Annotated in this window: 11 protein-coding genes; 4 read left to right on the top strand and 7 right to left on the bottom strand. The window is 66.7% G+C overall.

All coding sequences use genetic code 11. The features are described 5' to 3' along the window. Positions 1-56: 56 nt before the first annotated feature. The 4 genes from AC3WJI_RS18170 to xseA all read right to left on the bottom strand — a co-directional run bounded on the left by AC3WJI_RS18170 (position 57) and on the right by xseA (position 6,001). A complete protein-coding gene (locus AC3WJI_RS18170) occupies positions 57-3,218 on the bottom strand; it encodes a TonB-dependent receptor domain-containing protein (RefSeq protein WP_492758700.1) in 3,162 nt (1,053 codons plus the stop codon). A gap of 308 nt (positions 3,219-3,526) precedes the next feature. Next, positions 3,527-4,396 (bottom strand): M23 family metallopeptidase, encoded by an 870-nt coding sequence (locus AC3WJI_RS18165; RefSeq protein ID WP_492758699.1) that lies wholly within the window; start codon positions 4,394-4,396, stop codon positions 3,527-3,529. Further along, entirely contained in the window at positions 4,393-4,593 is a 201-nt protein-coding gene (locus AC3WJI_RS18160; protein ID WP_492758698.1) for a DUF2093 domain-containing protein, read from the bottom strand. Before AC3WJI_RS18160 ends, AC3WJI_RS18165 begins: the two co-directional genes overlap by 4 nt. Positions 4,594-4,621: 28 nt before the next feature. Then, a complete protein-coding gene (gene xseA, locus AC3WJI_RS18155; RefSeq protein WP_492758697.1) occupies positions 4,622-6,001 on the bottom strand; it encodes an exodeoxyribonuclease VII large subunit in 1,380 nt (459 codons plus the stop codon). On the opposite strand from xseA, the gene purD reads away from it, so the two are divergent. Continuing rightward, the gene (gene purD / locus AC3WJI_RS18150; RefSeq protein ID WP_492758696.1) at positions 6,000-7,271 is read left to right on the top strand and encodes a phosphoribosylamine--glycine ligase; all 1,272 of its coding nucleotides are present in this window, start codon (positions 6,000-6,002) and stop codon (positions 7,269-7,271) included. The genes xseA and purD overlap by 2 nt on opposite strands. Before the next feature lie 7 nt (positions 7,272-7,278). After that, the gene (locus tag AC3WJI_RS18145; protein WP_492758695.1) at positions 7,279-7,959 is read left to right on the top strand and encodes a hypothetical protein; all 681 of its coding nucleotides are present in this window, start codon (positions 7,279-7,281) and stop codon (positions 7,957-7,959) included. A gap of 49 nt (positions 7,960-8,008) precedes the next feature. Here the strand turns inward: AC3WJI_RS18145 and AC3WJI_RS18140 are convergent, their stop codons facing one another. From AC3WJI_RS18140 to AC3WJI_RS18130, 3 genes are all read right to left on the bottom strand, one after another. Further along, positions 8,009-10,177: a TonB-dependent siderophore receptor gene (locus AC3WJI_RS18140; RefSeq protein WP_492758710.1), complete on the bottom strand. Its 2,169-nt coding sequence runs from the start codon at positions 10,175-10,177 to the stop codon at positions 8,009-8,011. A gap of 93 nt (positions 10,178-10,270) precedes the next feature. Further along, complete coding sequence (locus AC3WJI_RS18135; protein WP_492758694.1) at positions 10,271-11,497, bottom strand: HD-GYP domain-containing protein; 1,227 nt, start codon at positions 11,495-11,497, stop codon at positions 10,271-10,273. Between the two features lie 137 nt (positions 11,498-11,634). Continuing rightward, a complete protein-coding gene (locus AC3WJI_RS18130) occupies positions 11,635-12,645 on the bottom strand; it encodes an adenosine kinase (RefSeq protein WP_492758693.1) in 1,011 nt (336 codons plus the stop codon). Between the two features lie 56 nt (positions 12,646-12,701). Here AC3WJI_RS18130 and AC3WJI_RS18125 point away from each other — a divergent pair, with 56 nt between their 5' ends. Beyond that, positions 12,702-13,394 (top strand): EI24 domain-containing protein, encoded by a 693-nt coding sequence (locus tag AC3WJI_RS18125; protein WP_492758692.1) that lies wholly within the window; start codon positions 12,702-12,704, stop codon positions 13,392-13,394. After that, the gene (locus AC3WJI_RS18120; protein WP_492758691.1) at positions 13,391-13,771 is read left to right on the top strand and encodes a hypothetical protein; all 381 of its coding nucleotides are present in this window, start codon (positions 13,391-13,393) and stop codon (positions 13,769-13,771) included. Before AC3WJI_RS18125 ends, AC3WJI_RS18120 begins: the two co-directional genes overlap by 4 nt. Positions 13,772-13,818 lie beyond the last annotated feature (47 nt).

The following is a 13,818-nucleotide window of genomic DNA, read 5'->3' as shown; positions in this document are numbered from 1 at the left end:
AAAAAAAAGGCGGCCGGTTTGCACCGACCGCCCCCAATGGGTCTTTTTGCCGAACCTTAGAAGTTCAGGGTGATACCTGCGAACAGGTAGCGGCCGAGCGCGTCATAGGTGGCCGGATAGGTGTTGCCGTTGCACGGACCGGTCGGGCAGAGGTTCGAACCCCCGCGACCGGCATTGCCCGAAGTCACCAGCGGCGGCTCGAGGTCGAACAGATTGTTGACGCCGAGACGGAAGGTGTACGAGTCACCGATCGAGAAGGTGGTAGCCAGATCGATATAGTTGAACGGCTTCAAACGCAGGCCCGGATCGAAGTTGTTCGCACCGGCCAGGCTCTCCTGGCCGGATGCGGTCTCCGCATGGACCGGACCGATGTGACGCCACTGAACCGACAGGCCGACGCCGCCGTCCATCTGAAGCGTCGCGCGCAGCTTGTGCCGCCACTCGGGAAGCGGCGAGCCCGCATCCGTGGTGCCGCCGATGCTGCAGGTCGGACCATAGAGGCCCGCGCAGTCGTACGGCGTGCTGATGCCGTTGTTGACCTTGTAGCTGTCGAGATACGTGCCGTTCATGTTGAGCGACAGACGGCCGAGGCCGAACAGCGGCATCGAATAGGACGCACCGACTTCGATACCCTTGGTCTGCAGTTCGCCGACATTGTTCGGCAGATCGGTCACATAACCGCCCGGGGTGAGCCACAGCGAACCGGCAGCATCGCGATTGACCAGCGCGCACGAGTCCGGCGTGAAGGTCGCCGTCGCGTTGTCGACGCAATCGCCCAGGATCGCATCCTGGCCGAACGAGCGGATCGCCTGTTCCACCTTGATATCGAAATAGTCGACCGTCAGGGCGAAGCGCGGAGCGAAGCTAGGCTGGAACACGACGCCGAGCGTCTTCGTGGTCGCCTTTTCGGGCTGCAGATCTGCATTGCCGCCGATCAGGCCGTTATACTGGCCTGCCGGATTGCCGGTAACTCCCTGACCCACTGCAAGGCCCTGCGCGCGGCAGCCATAGTCAGTCGCCGCAATAGGAACGACATTTCCTTGCGCATCGGTCTTCGCGCACGGATCCTCCGAACCGTTCAGGCCGACCGTGGCGGTCGAGAACAGTTCCTGGATGTTCGGCGCACGCACCGCGCGGTTGTAAGTGCCACGGAAGCGGATGTCCTTGATCGGCGCGAAGTCCACACCGACCTTGTAGGTGTCGGTGTCATAGCTGCGATCGGCGCTCGTCTTGTACGACGAGTGACGATAGCCGGCATTGACCGCGAGCAAGTCGATGAAGTTGTTCTGCACGAGCGGGATCTGGGTCTCGCCAAACACTTCGAACACGCGGAAATTGCCCGAGATCGGCAAGGTCGCGCCGCCCTGACCGGTCAGATCGTTGGTCTGGAAGGCGTTGTCCGTCTTGAGCTCGAGCTCGGTCTTGCGCCATTCGACACCCACGTTGATGCCGACGCCGTCGGTCGCCCAGGGAGTCTGGATGCCGTAGCCGCCCAGCTGGCCGGTGAAAGAGACGTTGGCCACCTGCTCGGTGGTTTGACCGTTCTGGAAGCCGGTCGCCGACAGATAGGCGATCGATGCCGGGCTCGCTGCGCCCAGGCCACCGAAGATGTTGTACGGTACGCAATTGGTGTCGACGCCCTCGTAAGCCGAGCGGCAGATCGGGTTCACGCCGGCTACGCGCGGATCGTCGATCACGTCGAGCGCGCGGGCGAGGCGCGCGGCCGAGAACTCGTTCGAATAGACCTGCGAGTACTTCACCCGGCCGAACTGGTAATATGCGTCGTACGACCACTGCTCGCCGAGGTCGCCCTTCGCGCCGATCACACCGCGATAATTGGTGTGCTGGAGATCCGACTGACGCGGACCGCCTTCGACGTTGCGACGGAGCACCTGAAGGAACGCCCGATTATAGGAGCTCGGCAAGCCCGTATTCGGATCGACGATCGTATTGAAGAAGGTGAGCGGCGCAGCACCCGGATTCGGATTGTAGGACGCGCCAACAGCGAGCGGGAAGTTGCCGAGGAAGCCGTTGATCAGGTTCTCCGGCGTGAAGATCACCGCGCGTTGCGCGGGCGAGATCAGCGGGTTGTCGCTATTGATGGTCAGCGTGTTGCCGAAATTGCCCGACGGGGCGATCTGGGCGACGGTGCGGTCGTCCATGAACATGAATTCGAGATACGGCTTGAATGCGTCATCGACTTCATAATTGGCGAAGACGCCCGCGGTGTAGCGCTCGTCCGGACGCTGGAAATAGTTGGTCGGTGCGAAATTGTAACGGGTCGAGCCCGGCGCGACGCCGCCGCCCGGCCGGAAGTTGTAGAAAGTCGAGGTGCCGCCTTCGAACACGAGGAAGTTGCCTTCCGCCGAAGTCGCAGAGCCGCCGCAGGTCGGCGCGCCGGCCGGAGTGTTCTGGATCGTGCAGGCACTGTAATCGCGACGCGACTGCGTAACGGCATTGACCTTGCGATAGCCGAAATAGGCCATGGCATGGCCGCGATCGTCACCGCCGAAGCTGGTGCCGACCGAGAAGGTGCCGTCGAACGCTGCGCCATCGACGACGTTCGAGCTCGGATAACCGTAGCCAGACCGGCCCAGTGCGGTCTGCGCGTCGAGCAGCGGCGGAGTCAGCGAATTGCGATTGCTGTGCTGATAGACGCTGTACTGGCCGTCCATCCGAATGCCTTCAAAATCGGTATCGATGATGAAGTTGACGACGCCCGCGACCGCGTCCGCGCCGTAGGTCGACGATGCGCCGCCGGTCAGCACTTCGACGCGCTTGAGCATCGAGGCGGGGATGATGTTGATGTCGGCGGCCGAGCCGCTGCTCGGGCTCGGGTCACCCGGGAGCAGGCGGCGACCGTTGACCAGGGTCAGCGTACGGCTGGTGCCGAGGCCGCGAAGATCGACCGAGGCCGTGCCGTCCGCACCGTTGGCAAGCGACGACGACTGGCTGGCGAACACTGCCGGCAGCGAGTTGAGCAGATCTTCGACGCGGGTCGTGCCCTGGAGCTTGACGTCCTCGGCACCGACGACGGTGACGGGTGCGGTCGACGTGATGTTGGCCTGCGGGATGCGCGAGCCGGTGACGACGATGTCGCCCTGCGTATCGGAAGCGTCGTCAGCCGACTGGCCTTCGACAGGGCCGGCCACCGGAACCTCGCTCTGCGCGAAAGCAGGTGCGGCGAACAACGTGCCCGCAAGCACGAGCGCGGACAACGCCGAACCTCCGCGCAAGCCGCGTGCGATAGTGGATTTCTTCATGGTGATCCCTCGCTTACTGCAGCCGGGTCCCTGGACCGGCGGCCGCCATGTCTCCCCGCTCCGCATGCCGCGCTGTGCACGTGCAACAATCAGAGCTTGGACGCTGGGATGAAGCGGCGCTTTGCTGGTGTAAAGCACGCATTGGCTCAGCCTGCCGCCTTCCTGCGGGGTGTAACTAAAAAGCCACAGAATAGGTTCGATTGTTGCGCAGCAACATCGAGACGTGCACAAATATTATGCTGCAGTGCATGATGACATGCGGATCAGTCTGCAGCGGGCATCGGTCCGGCGATTAGCAGCGGATCGATCCGCGCGTCGCGCCACTTGAGGCTCCAGTGCAGATGCGGGCCCGTGGCACGTCCGGTGCGTCCCACCGCGCCGATCGGCTGGCCCCGCCGAACTTGCTGGCCGAGCTTCACGTCGATCCGCGACAGATGCATGAATGCGGTGTTGAGCCCCATGCCGTGATCGATCATCAGCAGATTGCCCTCAAGCGTGAACGGCGCCGCCGCGGCGAGCACGACCACGCCGTCGGCCGGCGCGAGCACGGTCGTCCCGGTGGGCCGCGCGATATCGATCCCCGAATGATAGGCCCCCGGCTCGCCGCGATAGATGCGCTGCGACCCGAACAGGGTCGAGATGCGCCCGGTCACCGGCCACAGGAAGGTCTGGCGCCAACCCTGGGAATCGCTGCGCAGCGCACGGGCGGCATTGATCTGGGCGAGCTCGGCCGGGCGGACCCGCTCGAACTCGGGGCGCGGCACCGGATATTTGGGCAAGGTGTTGAGGCGCGAAATGTCCCAAGCGCGCGGGGCGATCGCCAGCGCCTGGCGGACTTCGCTGCCATTTCCCAGCCGCGCGGCGAGCAAGGCGGTCGACGGCGCATCGCGGTCGAAGGCGATCAGGAAGCGGCGATCAGCGGCGATTTCGACGGGCGTGCCGTTCAGGCTGAGCAGAGTGGTCCCGCGCGGCGCGGTCCCGGTCGCGGCACCGCCCTGGACCAATTGGCCGCTCAGCGCGAAGCGATCGGCCTGCGCCGCGCCGGCAAGGGCTGGGCCGCTCTGCTGGGCGCTCGCTGCACTGCACAGAAGAATCGAGGCCAGCAGGGCAACGGTGCGCCGTGCGAGCCTCACTTGCCGTGCAGCGCCGTCGCCGCATGTTCGGCAGCGGCATAGGGCTCCTGGCGATCGACGCTCCAATAGCGCAGAATCTCGAGCGGGATGCGTTCGCCGCTGACCGCGCAGACGACATGATCGCCGGGCGCGAGCACGCGAAAGCCGTTGGCCATGTAGTGCAGCTTGGCAGCGCGGGCGGTGTTGGACATCAGCATGGCGGCGTCTCTTCGTTGCGGATAGGGTTCAGAGCAGGCTGGGCTGTTCGGGCTTGGCGGCAGTGTAGGATTTGGGCGCGGCGCGCTCAACCCGGGCGTCGACCGGACCGTCCCTGAACTGCAACGTGATCGCCCCCGCCGCCTGCGCCTCGGCGACGGTGGTGACGACCTTGCCGCTCGCCTTGGCACCGACACGGACATAGCCGCGCTCGAGAAGATTGTCCGGATTGACGCTGTCGAGCAGCCGCGAGACGCCGTCAAAGCGATGCCGCGCGGTCGCCACCAGCTGGTCGAGCACCGCGGGCCGCAGCGCGCCGGCATCGCGATCGAGCCGCGCGCGCGCCAGCGTCACGCGGCGTTCGAGCGCGCGGTCGAGCCGGCCGGCAAGGTCGTCCATCTTCTGGCGCTGGGGTCCGAGCAGGGCATCGCGGCGCGGCAGCACGCGGACCAGCGCCTGGAGGCGTTCGCCGGCGCGCTCGTGATAACGGCGGACGCAACGCTCCGTGCGGTGCGCGAGTGTCGCGACGGTGTGGCGGACATCGGCGAGCACCGGGACGGCGATCTCGGCGGCGGCCGTCGGGGTCGGCGCGCGCAGGTCCGCAGCGAAGTCGCACAGGCTGGTGTCGGTCTCGTGCCCGACCGCCGAGATCACCGGGATACCGCATTCGGCGACGGCGCGGACGACAGCTTCCTCGTTGAAGGTCCACAGATCCTCGATCGAGCCGCCGCCCCGCGCGACGATCAGCAGATCGGGCCGACGGACGGGACCGTCGGTGGGCAGCGCGTCGAAGCCGCGCACCGCCGCGGCGACTTCGGCGGCGGAACCATCGCCCTGGACCTTGACCGGCCAGACCAGGACATGGCTAGGAAAGCGGTCGCCGAGCCGGTGGAGGATGTCGCGGATCACGGCGCCGGTCGGCGAGGTCACCACGCCGATCGTGCGCGGCATGTGCGGCAGCGGCTTCTTGCGCGCGGCATCGAACAGCCCCTCGCCCGCCAGCTTGGCCTTCAATTTCTCGAACAGCGCCATCAGCGCGCCTTCGCCGGCGAGCTCCATCCGCTCGATGACGATCTGATATTTGGAGCGGCCGGGATAGGTGGTGAGCTTGCCCGTGGCGATCACTTCGATCCCGTCCTGCGCCGCGAAGGGCAGCGCCGCCGCCGCGCCGCGCCAGATCACCCCGTCGATCACCGCGTCGGAATCCTTCAGGCACAGATAGGCATGGCCCGAGGCGGCGCGCTTCCACCCCGAAATCTCGCCGCGCAGCCGGACATGGCCGAACTCGCCCTCGACCATCCGCTTCAAGGATTGGGAGAGCTCGCTGACGCTCATGGCCGGTGCGTTGTCCCCCGGCATTTGCTCGGCTACGAGCCGGCCGGATGACGTATCGAAAAAGGGGTCGGCCATGAACGTCCTGCTACTCGGGTCGGGAGGCCGCGAGCACGCGCTCGCGTGGAAACTGGCGCAATCGCCGCTCCTCGCGAAGCTCTACGCCGCGCCGGGCAATCCGGGAATAGCCGAGCATGCCGAATGCGTCGACCTGACGCTTGCGGACCACCGCGCGGTAATCGATTTCTGCATCCGCCATTCAATCCAGTTCGTCGTGATCGGGCCCGAGGCGCCCCTGGTCGCGGGGCTCGGCGACAATCTGCGGACGATGGGCGTGGGCGTGTTCGGCCCCAACAAGGCCGCGGCGCAGCTCGAAGGATCGAAGGGCTTCACCAAGGATCTGTGCGCACGCGAGAGCATTCCGACCGCCGGCTATGTCCGCGTCGAGAGCCGCGACGGTGCGCTCGCCAGCCTCGAAGACTTCGCCTTGCCGGTGGTGATCAAGGCCGATGGGCTCGCCGCGGGCAAGGGCGTCACGGTGGCGATGACCCGGGACGAGGCCGAGGAAGCGATCGGCGCGATCTTCGCGGTGCCGGGCGGCAGCGCGGTGATCGAGGAATTCCTGGAGGGCGAGGAAGCCAGCCTGTTCGTGCTGACCGACGGAACACATCTGCTCCCGTTCGGCTCGGCGCAGGATCACAAGCGCGTCGGCGATGGCGACACCGGCCCGAACACCGGCGGGATGGGCGCATACAGCCCCGCGCGCGTGCTCACTGCCGAACTCGAGCGCCAGTCAATCGACACGATCGTCCGGCCGACGGTCGAAGCGCTGGCGCGGATGGGCTCACCCTATTCGGGGGTGCTCTATGCGGGGCTGATGCTCACTGCCCAGGGTCCCAAGCTCATCGAGTATAATGCCCGCTTCGGCGATCCCGAATGCCAGGTGTTGATGCTGCGTTTCGAAGGCGATCTGCTCGAGCTGATGGTGGCGACCGCCAAAAGCGAGCTCGCCGGCCGCGCCGACCCCGCTTTCTCGGCGGACACCGCGCTGACCGTGGTGATGGCGGCGAACGGCTATCCCGGCACGCCCGAGACCGGCGGGGCGATCGGCGGGATCGACGCGGCCGAGGCAACCGGGGCGAAGGTGTTCCATGCCGGCACCCGGCGCGACGGCGACACGCTGGTCGCGAGCGGCGGGCGCGTGCTCGCAGTGACCGCGCGCGGCGGGAGCGTGCGTGAGGCGCAGACCGCCGCGTATCGCGCGGTGGACGCGCTCGATTTCCCGAGCGGCTTCTGCCGGCGCGACATCGGCTGGCGCGAAGTCGAACGCGAACGAGCGGAGGCGTAAGCACGCAATGCCGCGCTCCGGAACGAATTTCTGGCTGCGGCGTGGTATCGGCATCGTCGCCGGGCTGACCATCGCCGCGCCAGCCTGCGCGCAGGAAGCAGCCCCTGCTGCGGCTTCTCCGGCGGGCGACTATGTCCATTCGGAAAGGGAACTCGTCGCGGGGATCCGACTGAATCCCGACGGCACCTTCCTCTACGGGCTGACGGTGGGGTCGCTGGACGAGCGCGCGCGGGGCCACTGGAAGGCCGCCGGCAACCGCATCGAGCTGACCAGCGATCCGCGACCCGTGCCGCCGACGATCACCCCCGGGCGGATCGAGACTACGCCCGGCAAGCCCTTCGCGCTGCGCGTTCTCTCGCCGACGGGCAATGACGTCCCGGGAGTGGATTTGCGGATCGAGTTCGATACCGGCGCACCGCTCGATTCCTACCTGACCGGTGGACCCTGGTCGCTCCCCGCCGATGAGCGTCGCACACCGCGCTTCGTGACCTTCCGCATGGCGCCCTACCGGCTGCAATCTCCCCGCCTCGCGCTCGATGCCCGACAAGGCCGCAGCGCGATATTCGATCTGACGCCGAACGACTTCGGCGTGGTCGATTTGACCGGCGTGCCCGCCGAGATCCGGGATGACACGCTGACGCTGCACCGGCCCGAAGGAAGCATGGCGTTCGAACGCGCCAGGCCCTGACCCATGGCGCGACGCCCGGCATCTTTCGCCAGGCGCCGCGCCAGATCGGTCAGAAGCGGTAGTTGGCGCTCACCGTGAAGTTGCGCGGCGCGCCGTAGCGGTACTGGCTGAAGAAGCCGGCCTGGCTGTAATAGGTCTTGTCGAGCAGATTCTCGACATTGGCCTGAACCTGGAGTTGCTCGGTCACCGCGACGCGCGCCATCAGATTGACGATGGCGTAGCCGTCCTGCTGGAAGACGAACGGCGCGGCGGTGACCGGATTGGTGCCGGCCGAATAGGCCTTGCTGCGATAATTGACGCCGCCGCCGATCGTGAAGCGATCGACCTCATAAGTGGTGAACAGCTTGAGCAGCCGGCGCGGCTGATCGGTGTTCGCCGGATTGTCCTCCTCGTCCTCGGCCTTGAACTGGCTGTAGCCGAGGTTGATGTTCCAGCCCGGCAGCGGCCGGCCGGTGACCTCGACTTCGAAGCCCTGGCTAGTGACGCCCTGCGCCGCGCGGTATGGCTGGAACGGCTGGCCGCCCGCGATCGGGATCGGCGCGCCGTCGATCTGGCCGACATTGTCCTGCTCGATGCGGAACAGGGCGACCGAAGTCTGCAGCGCCTCGTTGAAGAAGGCGCTCTTCAGGCCGACTTCGTACGCCTTGCCGTCGAGCGGATCGAGCAGGTTCCGATCGCGATCGTACAGGTTCTGCGGCTGGAAGATCTTGGTGTAGCTCGCATAAAGCCGGTGGTTCGGCGTGATGTCGTAGAGCGCGCCGACATAGGGGATGAACACGTCGTCATCGCCGTAATCGCTGGGGCCGCTCCACGCGAAGCCGGTCTGGTGCCAGCTCGCCAGGCGGCCGCCCGCGATGATCTTCAACGGATCGGCGAGGTTGAGGCGGACCGCGCCATAATAGCCGGTCTGCTTGATCCGCTCCTGCTCGTTGCGCACCGCGGTCGTGCCCCAGACCGGCTCGGGGAAGGGAACGCCGACCTGGCCGACGAGCGGGACGTTCCGCGCCCAGTCGACGAAGGCAGCATCGGGCGTGGAGGGATCATCGAAGGTGAACGGCGCGACGAAATTGTCGGTGTGCCGGTTGAGGATGCTGCTCAGCGCGCCGACCACGACTTCATGATCGCGGCCGAACAGCGAGACTTCGCCCTTCAACTGCGCGTCGAAGCTCTCCTGGATGCTCTCGCCCTTCGACTTGTACGGGTTCGAAAACTGGATCGCGCCGGTTGCCTTGTCGACATTGCCGTAGAGGTAGAGCAGCTGGGTATCGCCGGTGTTCTTGAGGCGATTGTAATTGAGGGTCAGGTTCCAGCGCGGGCCGAACTCCTGGCGCACGGTGGCGTAGATGTTCTGGTTGGTCGAATTCCAATAGGTCCAGTCGGCCGCCGTGGTCTGCGAGCGTGACAGATTGGTGGTGGTGCCGTCGGTGTAGAAGGTCGGCAGCGCCCCCCAGGTCGCGCCCTTGGGCTTGTTGTCCTGGTGGCTCATGCCGGCGCGGACCAGCGTGCTGTCGGTGACGTCGGCCTCGACGACGCCGTAGAGCACCCATTTCGACTTGTCCTGGATGTCGATATAGCTTTCGCCCTTCTCGTAACGGCCGACCAGCCGCGCGCGGACGCGCCCGTCGGCGGTCAGCGCACCGCCCACGTCGCCCGATACGCGCCAGGTGTTCCAGCTGCCGCCGCTTGCATTGACATAGCCGCCCCAATCGGTGCGGTCGGCATGCTTGCGCACGAGATTGACCGAAGCCGAGGGATCGCCCGCGCCCGAGAGCAGGCCGGTCGCGCCGCGGACGATCTCGACGCGGTCGTAGATCGACACGTCGATGCTGGTCTCGCCATTGCCGCCCGCCAGGGTCCACGCCGCCGGCACGCCGTCGACCTGGGTGTTCCGGATCTCGAAACCGCGCGCGTAGAAGGAGTTACGAACGTCGTCGACTTCGTTGACCGCGACGCCGACGCCGTTCTCGATCACGTCGGCGACGCTGATCAGATTCTGGTCGAGGATGCGCTGCGCGGTGACGATGCTCACCGACTGCGGCGTCTCGCGGACGGTGAGGCCGAGCCCGGTTGCGGTGTCGATCTTGTCGGGGATCGTATAGCGGCCGCTGACGATGACCTCATCGTCCGGCGTCGCCTGGTCGGCGGTCTGGGCGAAAGCCGGGCTGGCAAGCGCGGCGAGCGCCGTGCCGAGGGCGAGAGAAAGCTTGACGGTCAAGATAGGTCCCCGATTTCAGACATGGGCCGCGAAACCGCGACATGGGGGCCTTAGTGATATTAAGAACCGTTTGCAACAAGCGCGTCGCGATCCGCTTCAACCGTGAGCGCCGCGCCCCGCGATCAGCTGCTGCGACAGCTTTTGCCAGTCGGTGAAGCCCCAGCGCGCAGGGTCCTCCTCGCTGACCACGAAGTCGGCGCCGCATCCCGAACTCGACAGGAAGATGTCCTCGAGCGTCAGTGGCGAGCGCTCGAGCGCGCAATGGAAGATACGCACCTTGCTGCGGATCTCCCGCGCGCCGTCCGGCAACGCGATGCCGAGGCGGTTCGAACCCATCCGGACGAGAATTCCGGTTGGGATGATGCCGATGCTGCGCAGGAACTTGAACAGCAGCTCGCGATCGAAATGGCCTTGCCAGCCATACATTTCGGTCGCTGCCTTGAGCGGTGACCAGCCTTCCTTGTAGACGCGATCCGACGTCAGCGCGTCATAGACGTCGCAGATCGCGCCCATGCGCGCAGCGAGGCTGATCTGCTCGCCCTTCAGCCCGAAGGGATAGCCCGTGCCATCCATCTTTTCGTGGTGGAGCAGGCTGACGTCGAGCACTTCCTGGGTCACGCCCTCGCCCTGCTCCAGCATTGCATGGCCCTGTTCGGGATGCCTGCGGACCTGGGCGAACTCATCGTCGGAGAGCCGCCCGGGCTTGTTGAGGATTTCGCCGGGAACCGTCATCTTGCCGACGTCGTGGAGCAAGCCGGCAAGCCCCATCGACCGCACGGTCGTCTCGTTGAGCCCGAGCTGGCGCGACAGATTGACCATCAGCGCGCAGACCGAGACCGAATGCAGATAGGTATATTCGTCCTTGGACTTGAGCCGCGCCATGTCGATGAACATCGCCGGGTTGCGATCGACCGCTTCGGAGATGTCGGCGACGACCGGCGCCACCGATTCCGCGTCGATCGTCTGACCCAGCCGGGCGGAATCGAACACGCCCTTTACCTCCCGCTTGGCGCGCGCGATCGTCTTCCTGGCATGCTCGCGGTCGGCCTTGGCGACGTCACGCGGGGTGACCGGCACGATGATCGCGGGTGCGGACTGGGGCGCGGCGCGCGAGACCACCCGTGGCGCGCCATCCGGCGGCGCGAGGCCGCGCTCGACATCGATTACCACGGCCTGCACGTCGCTCGCCAGCACCGCGGCAAGGTCTTCGGGGCGTTCGAGCAGGAACCGCGTGCGCCAGAAGGGATGGCTGAACCACGAGCCTTCGAACCCGTGGATGTACATCCCCATCTTCACCTGGCTCGGCGGTACGCGTCGCAGCAAGTTCGACCCTCGAATCTTTTTCGAAGGGCCGGACTAACATATGCTGGGTTACGCGATACTTAAGGCGCGTCGGCCTCAGGGGCTGCCGGGCAACCCCTTCAGAAACGTCGGATTTCCGCCATTCCCGCTTCGTGCCGTCAGCCGGCAGCGGGGCTCGCCGATGCGGCTGCGAGCTTCTTGAGGTCCGCTTCGGCGCGCGCGCCGTAATGCTGGATGATCTCCGCGGCGCAGATCGCGCCGAGTCGCAGCGACTCTTCGAGCCCGCGACCCTGCGCCTGGCCGAACAGGAAACCCGCGGCGAACATGTCGCCCGCGCCGGTGGTATCGACTAGCTGCTTGATCGGCTCGGCGGGGACTTCGACGCGCTCGCTGCCCTGGAGCGCCATCGCGCCATGCTCGCTGCGCGTGACGACGAGCAGCGGCACCTTGCCGTGAATGTGCGCGACCGCGGATTCGAAATCCTCATGCGCGCAGAGCGCGAGCAATTCGCTTTCGTTGGCGAACAGGATGTCGATCAGACCGTCCTCGATAAGCTTGCGGAAATCGTCGCCGTGGCGCGAGATGCAGAAGACGTCGGAGAGCGTGAAGGCAACCTTGCGGCCGGCGGCGCGCGCGATGTCGATCGCCTTGCGCATCGCCGCGCGCGGCTCCTCGGGATCCCACAGATAGCCCTCGAGATAGAGAATCGCGCCGCCGGCGATCAATTGCTCGTCCAGCGCGGCGGCGGGAAGGAACTGCGAGGCGCCGAGAAAGGTGTTCATCGTGCGCTGGCCGTCGGGGGTGACGAAGATCAGGCAGCGCGCCGTGGTCGGTTGGCCGGCGCGGACCGCGGTGTCGAAATCGACGCCGGCGGCGCGAATGTCGTGCGCGAACACGGTGCCGAGTTGGTCGTCGGCGACCTGCCCGATGAACGCGGTCCGGCCCCCGAGCGCGGCGATTCCGGCAACGGTGTTCGCCGCCGAGCCGCCAGAGACTTCGCGGCCAGGGCCCATCTTGGCGTAGAGCGCGTCGGCCTCTTCGGGCGAGAACATCAGCTGCATCGAGCCCTTGGCGACGCCGATCTCTTCGATGAAGCTGTCTTCGGCCTGGGCGAGAATATCGACGATCGCGTTGCCGATGGCGACGACGTCATGCGTTGGGCTGGTCAATTCATGGGCTCCGATGGGTTGCGCCGACGCCCTAGAGAGCGGCAAAGCATAGCGCAATGATCCATGGCCTTCTCCTTGCGTTCGGGCAATTGCTCGATCGGCCCATCCTGCGGGTGCTGGCCAAATCGCTGGCGCTGACCTTGCTGCTGTTCGTCGCCTTGGGCTTCGCGCTGTGGGCGGCGATGGGCCGGCTGGCGGGCTTCGCCAACGAATGGATGGGATTGGGCAGCCATGCCGGCATGCTCGCCGACGCCGCGACCCTCCTGCTGCTCGCGCTCGGCTGGTGGCTGCTGTTCCGCGCGGTTGCGGTCGCGGTGGTCGGGATCTTCGCCGACGAGGTCGTCGCCGCGGTCGAGGCGAAACATTATCCGGCGGCGCATGCCGCGGCGCGCGACGTGCCGCTCGGGCGGTCGATCGCGATGGGCGTCGGCTCGGCGGCGCGTGCGATCGGGTTCAACCTGCTGCTCGCGCCGCTGTACCTGGTGCTGCTGATCACCGGCCTGGGGACGGCGGTGGCGTTCTTCGTCGTCAACGCATGGCTGCTCGGGCGCGACCTGGGCGACATGGTCGCGGCGCGGCACATGCCTTATGCCGAACTCGCCGGATGGCGGCGCGGCACGCGGCTCCGCCGCTTGACGCTCGGGGCGATCGGGACGGGACTGTTCCTGGTGCCCTTCGTCAATCTGGTCGCCCCGGTGCTCGGCGCCGCGCTGGCGACGCACGCATTCCACCGCGGGAGAAACGCATGAGGTTCTGGATATTGGCGAGCGCGGTCGCGCTGGGCGGCTGCGGCGGCGAGATGATTCCCGCGGCGCGCCCGGCCACCTACGTCCCCGTCCCCGCCGCTGCGCCCGCGCCGGCGAGCGTGACCGCGGTAAAAGGGCAGACTGCGCCGCGGCTGATCGCCCAGTTCGGCACGCCCTCGCTCGACGCGACCGAAGGTCCGGCGCGCAAGCTCCAGTTCGCCGGCCCGATCTGCGTGCTCGACACCTATCTCTACCCCCCCGCAAAGGGCCGCGGCGAGGCCGTGGTCACTTATCTCGACACCCGCCAGCGCGACGGCGGCCCGATCGACCAGGCAAGCTGCCTCGCGGCATTGGCGGCGCGGCGCCCGGCGGGGCGGTGATCCTAGTCGCGCGCGCTCCCCTCCCGCTTGCGGGAGGGGTCGGGGGA

It is taken from the genome of Sphingomonas sp. FW306-1B-B10E (genome assembly GCF_058782005.1).
Note: the sequence above shows the minus strand (reverse complement) of the source record. Positions and strands in the feature narration are given on the sequence as shown.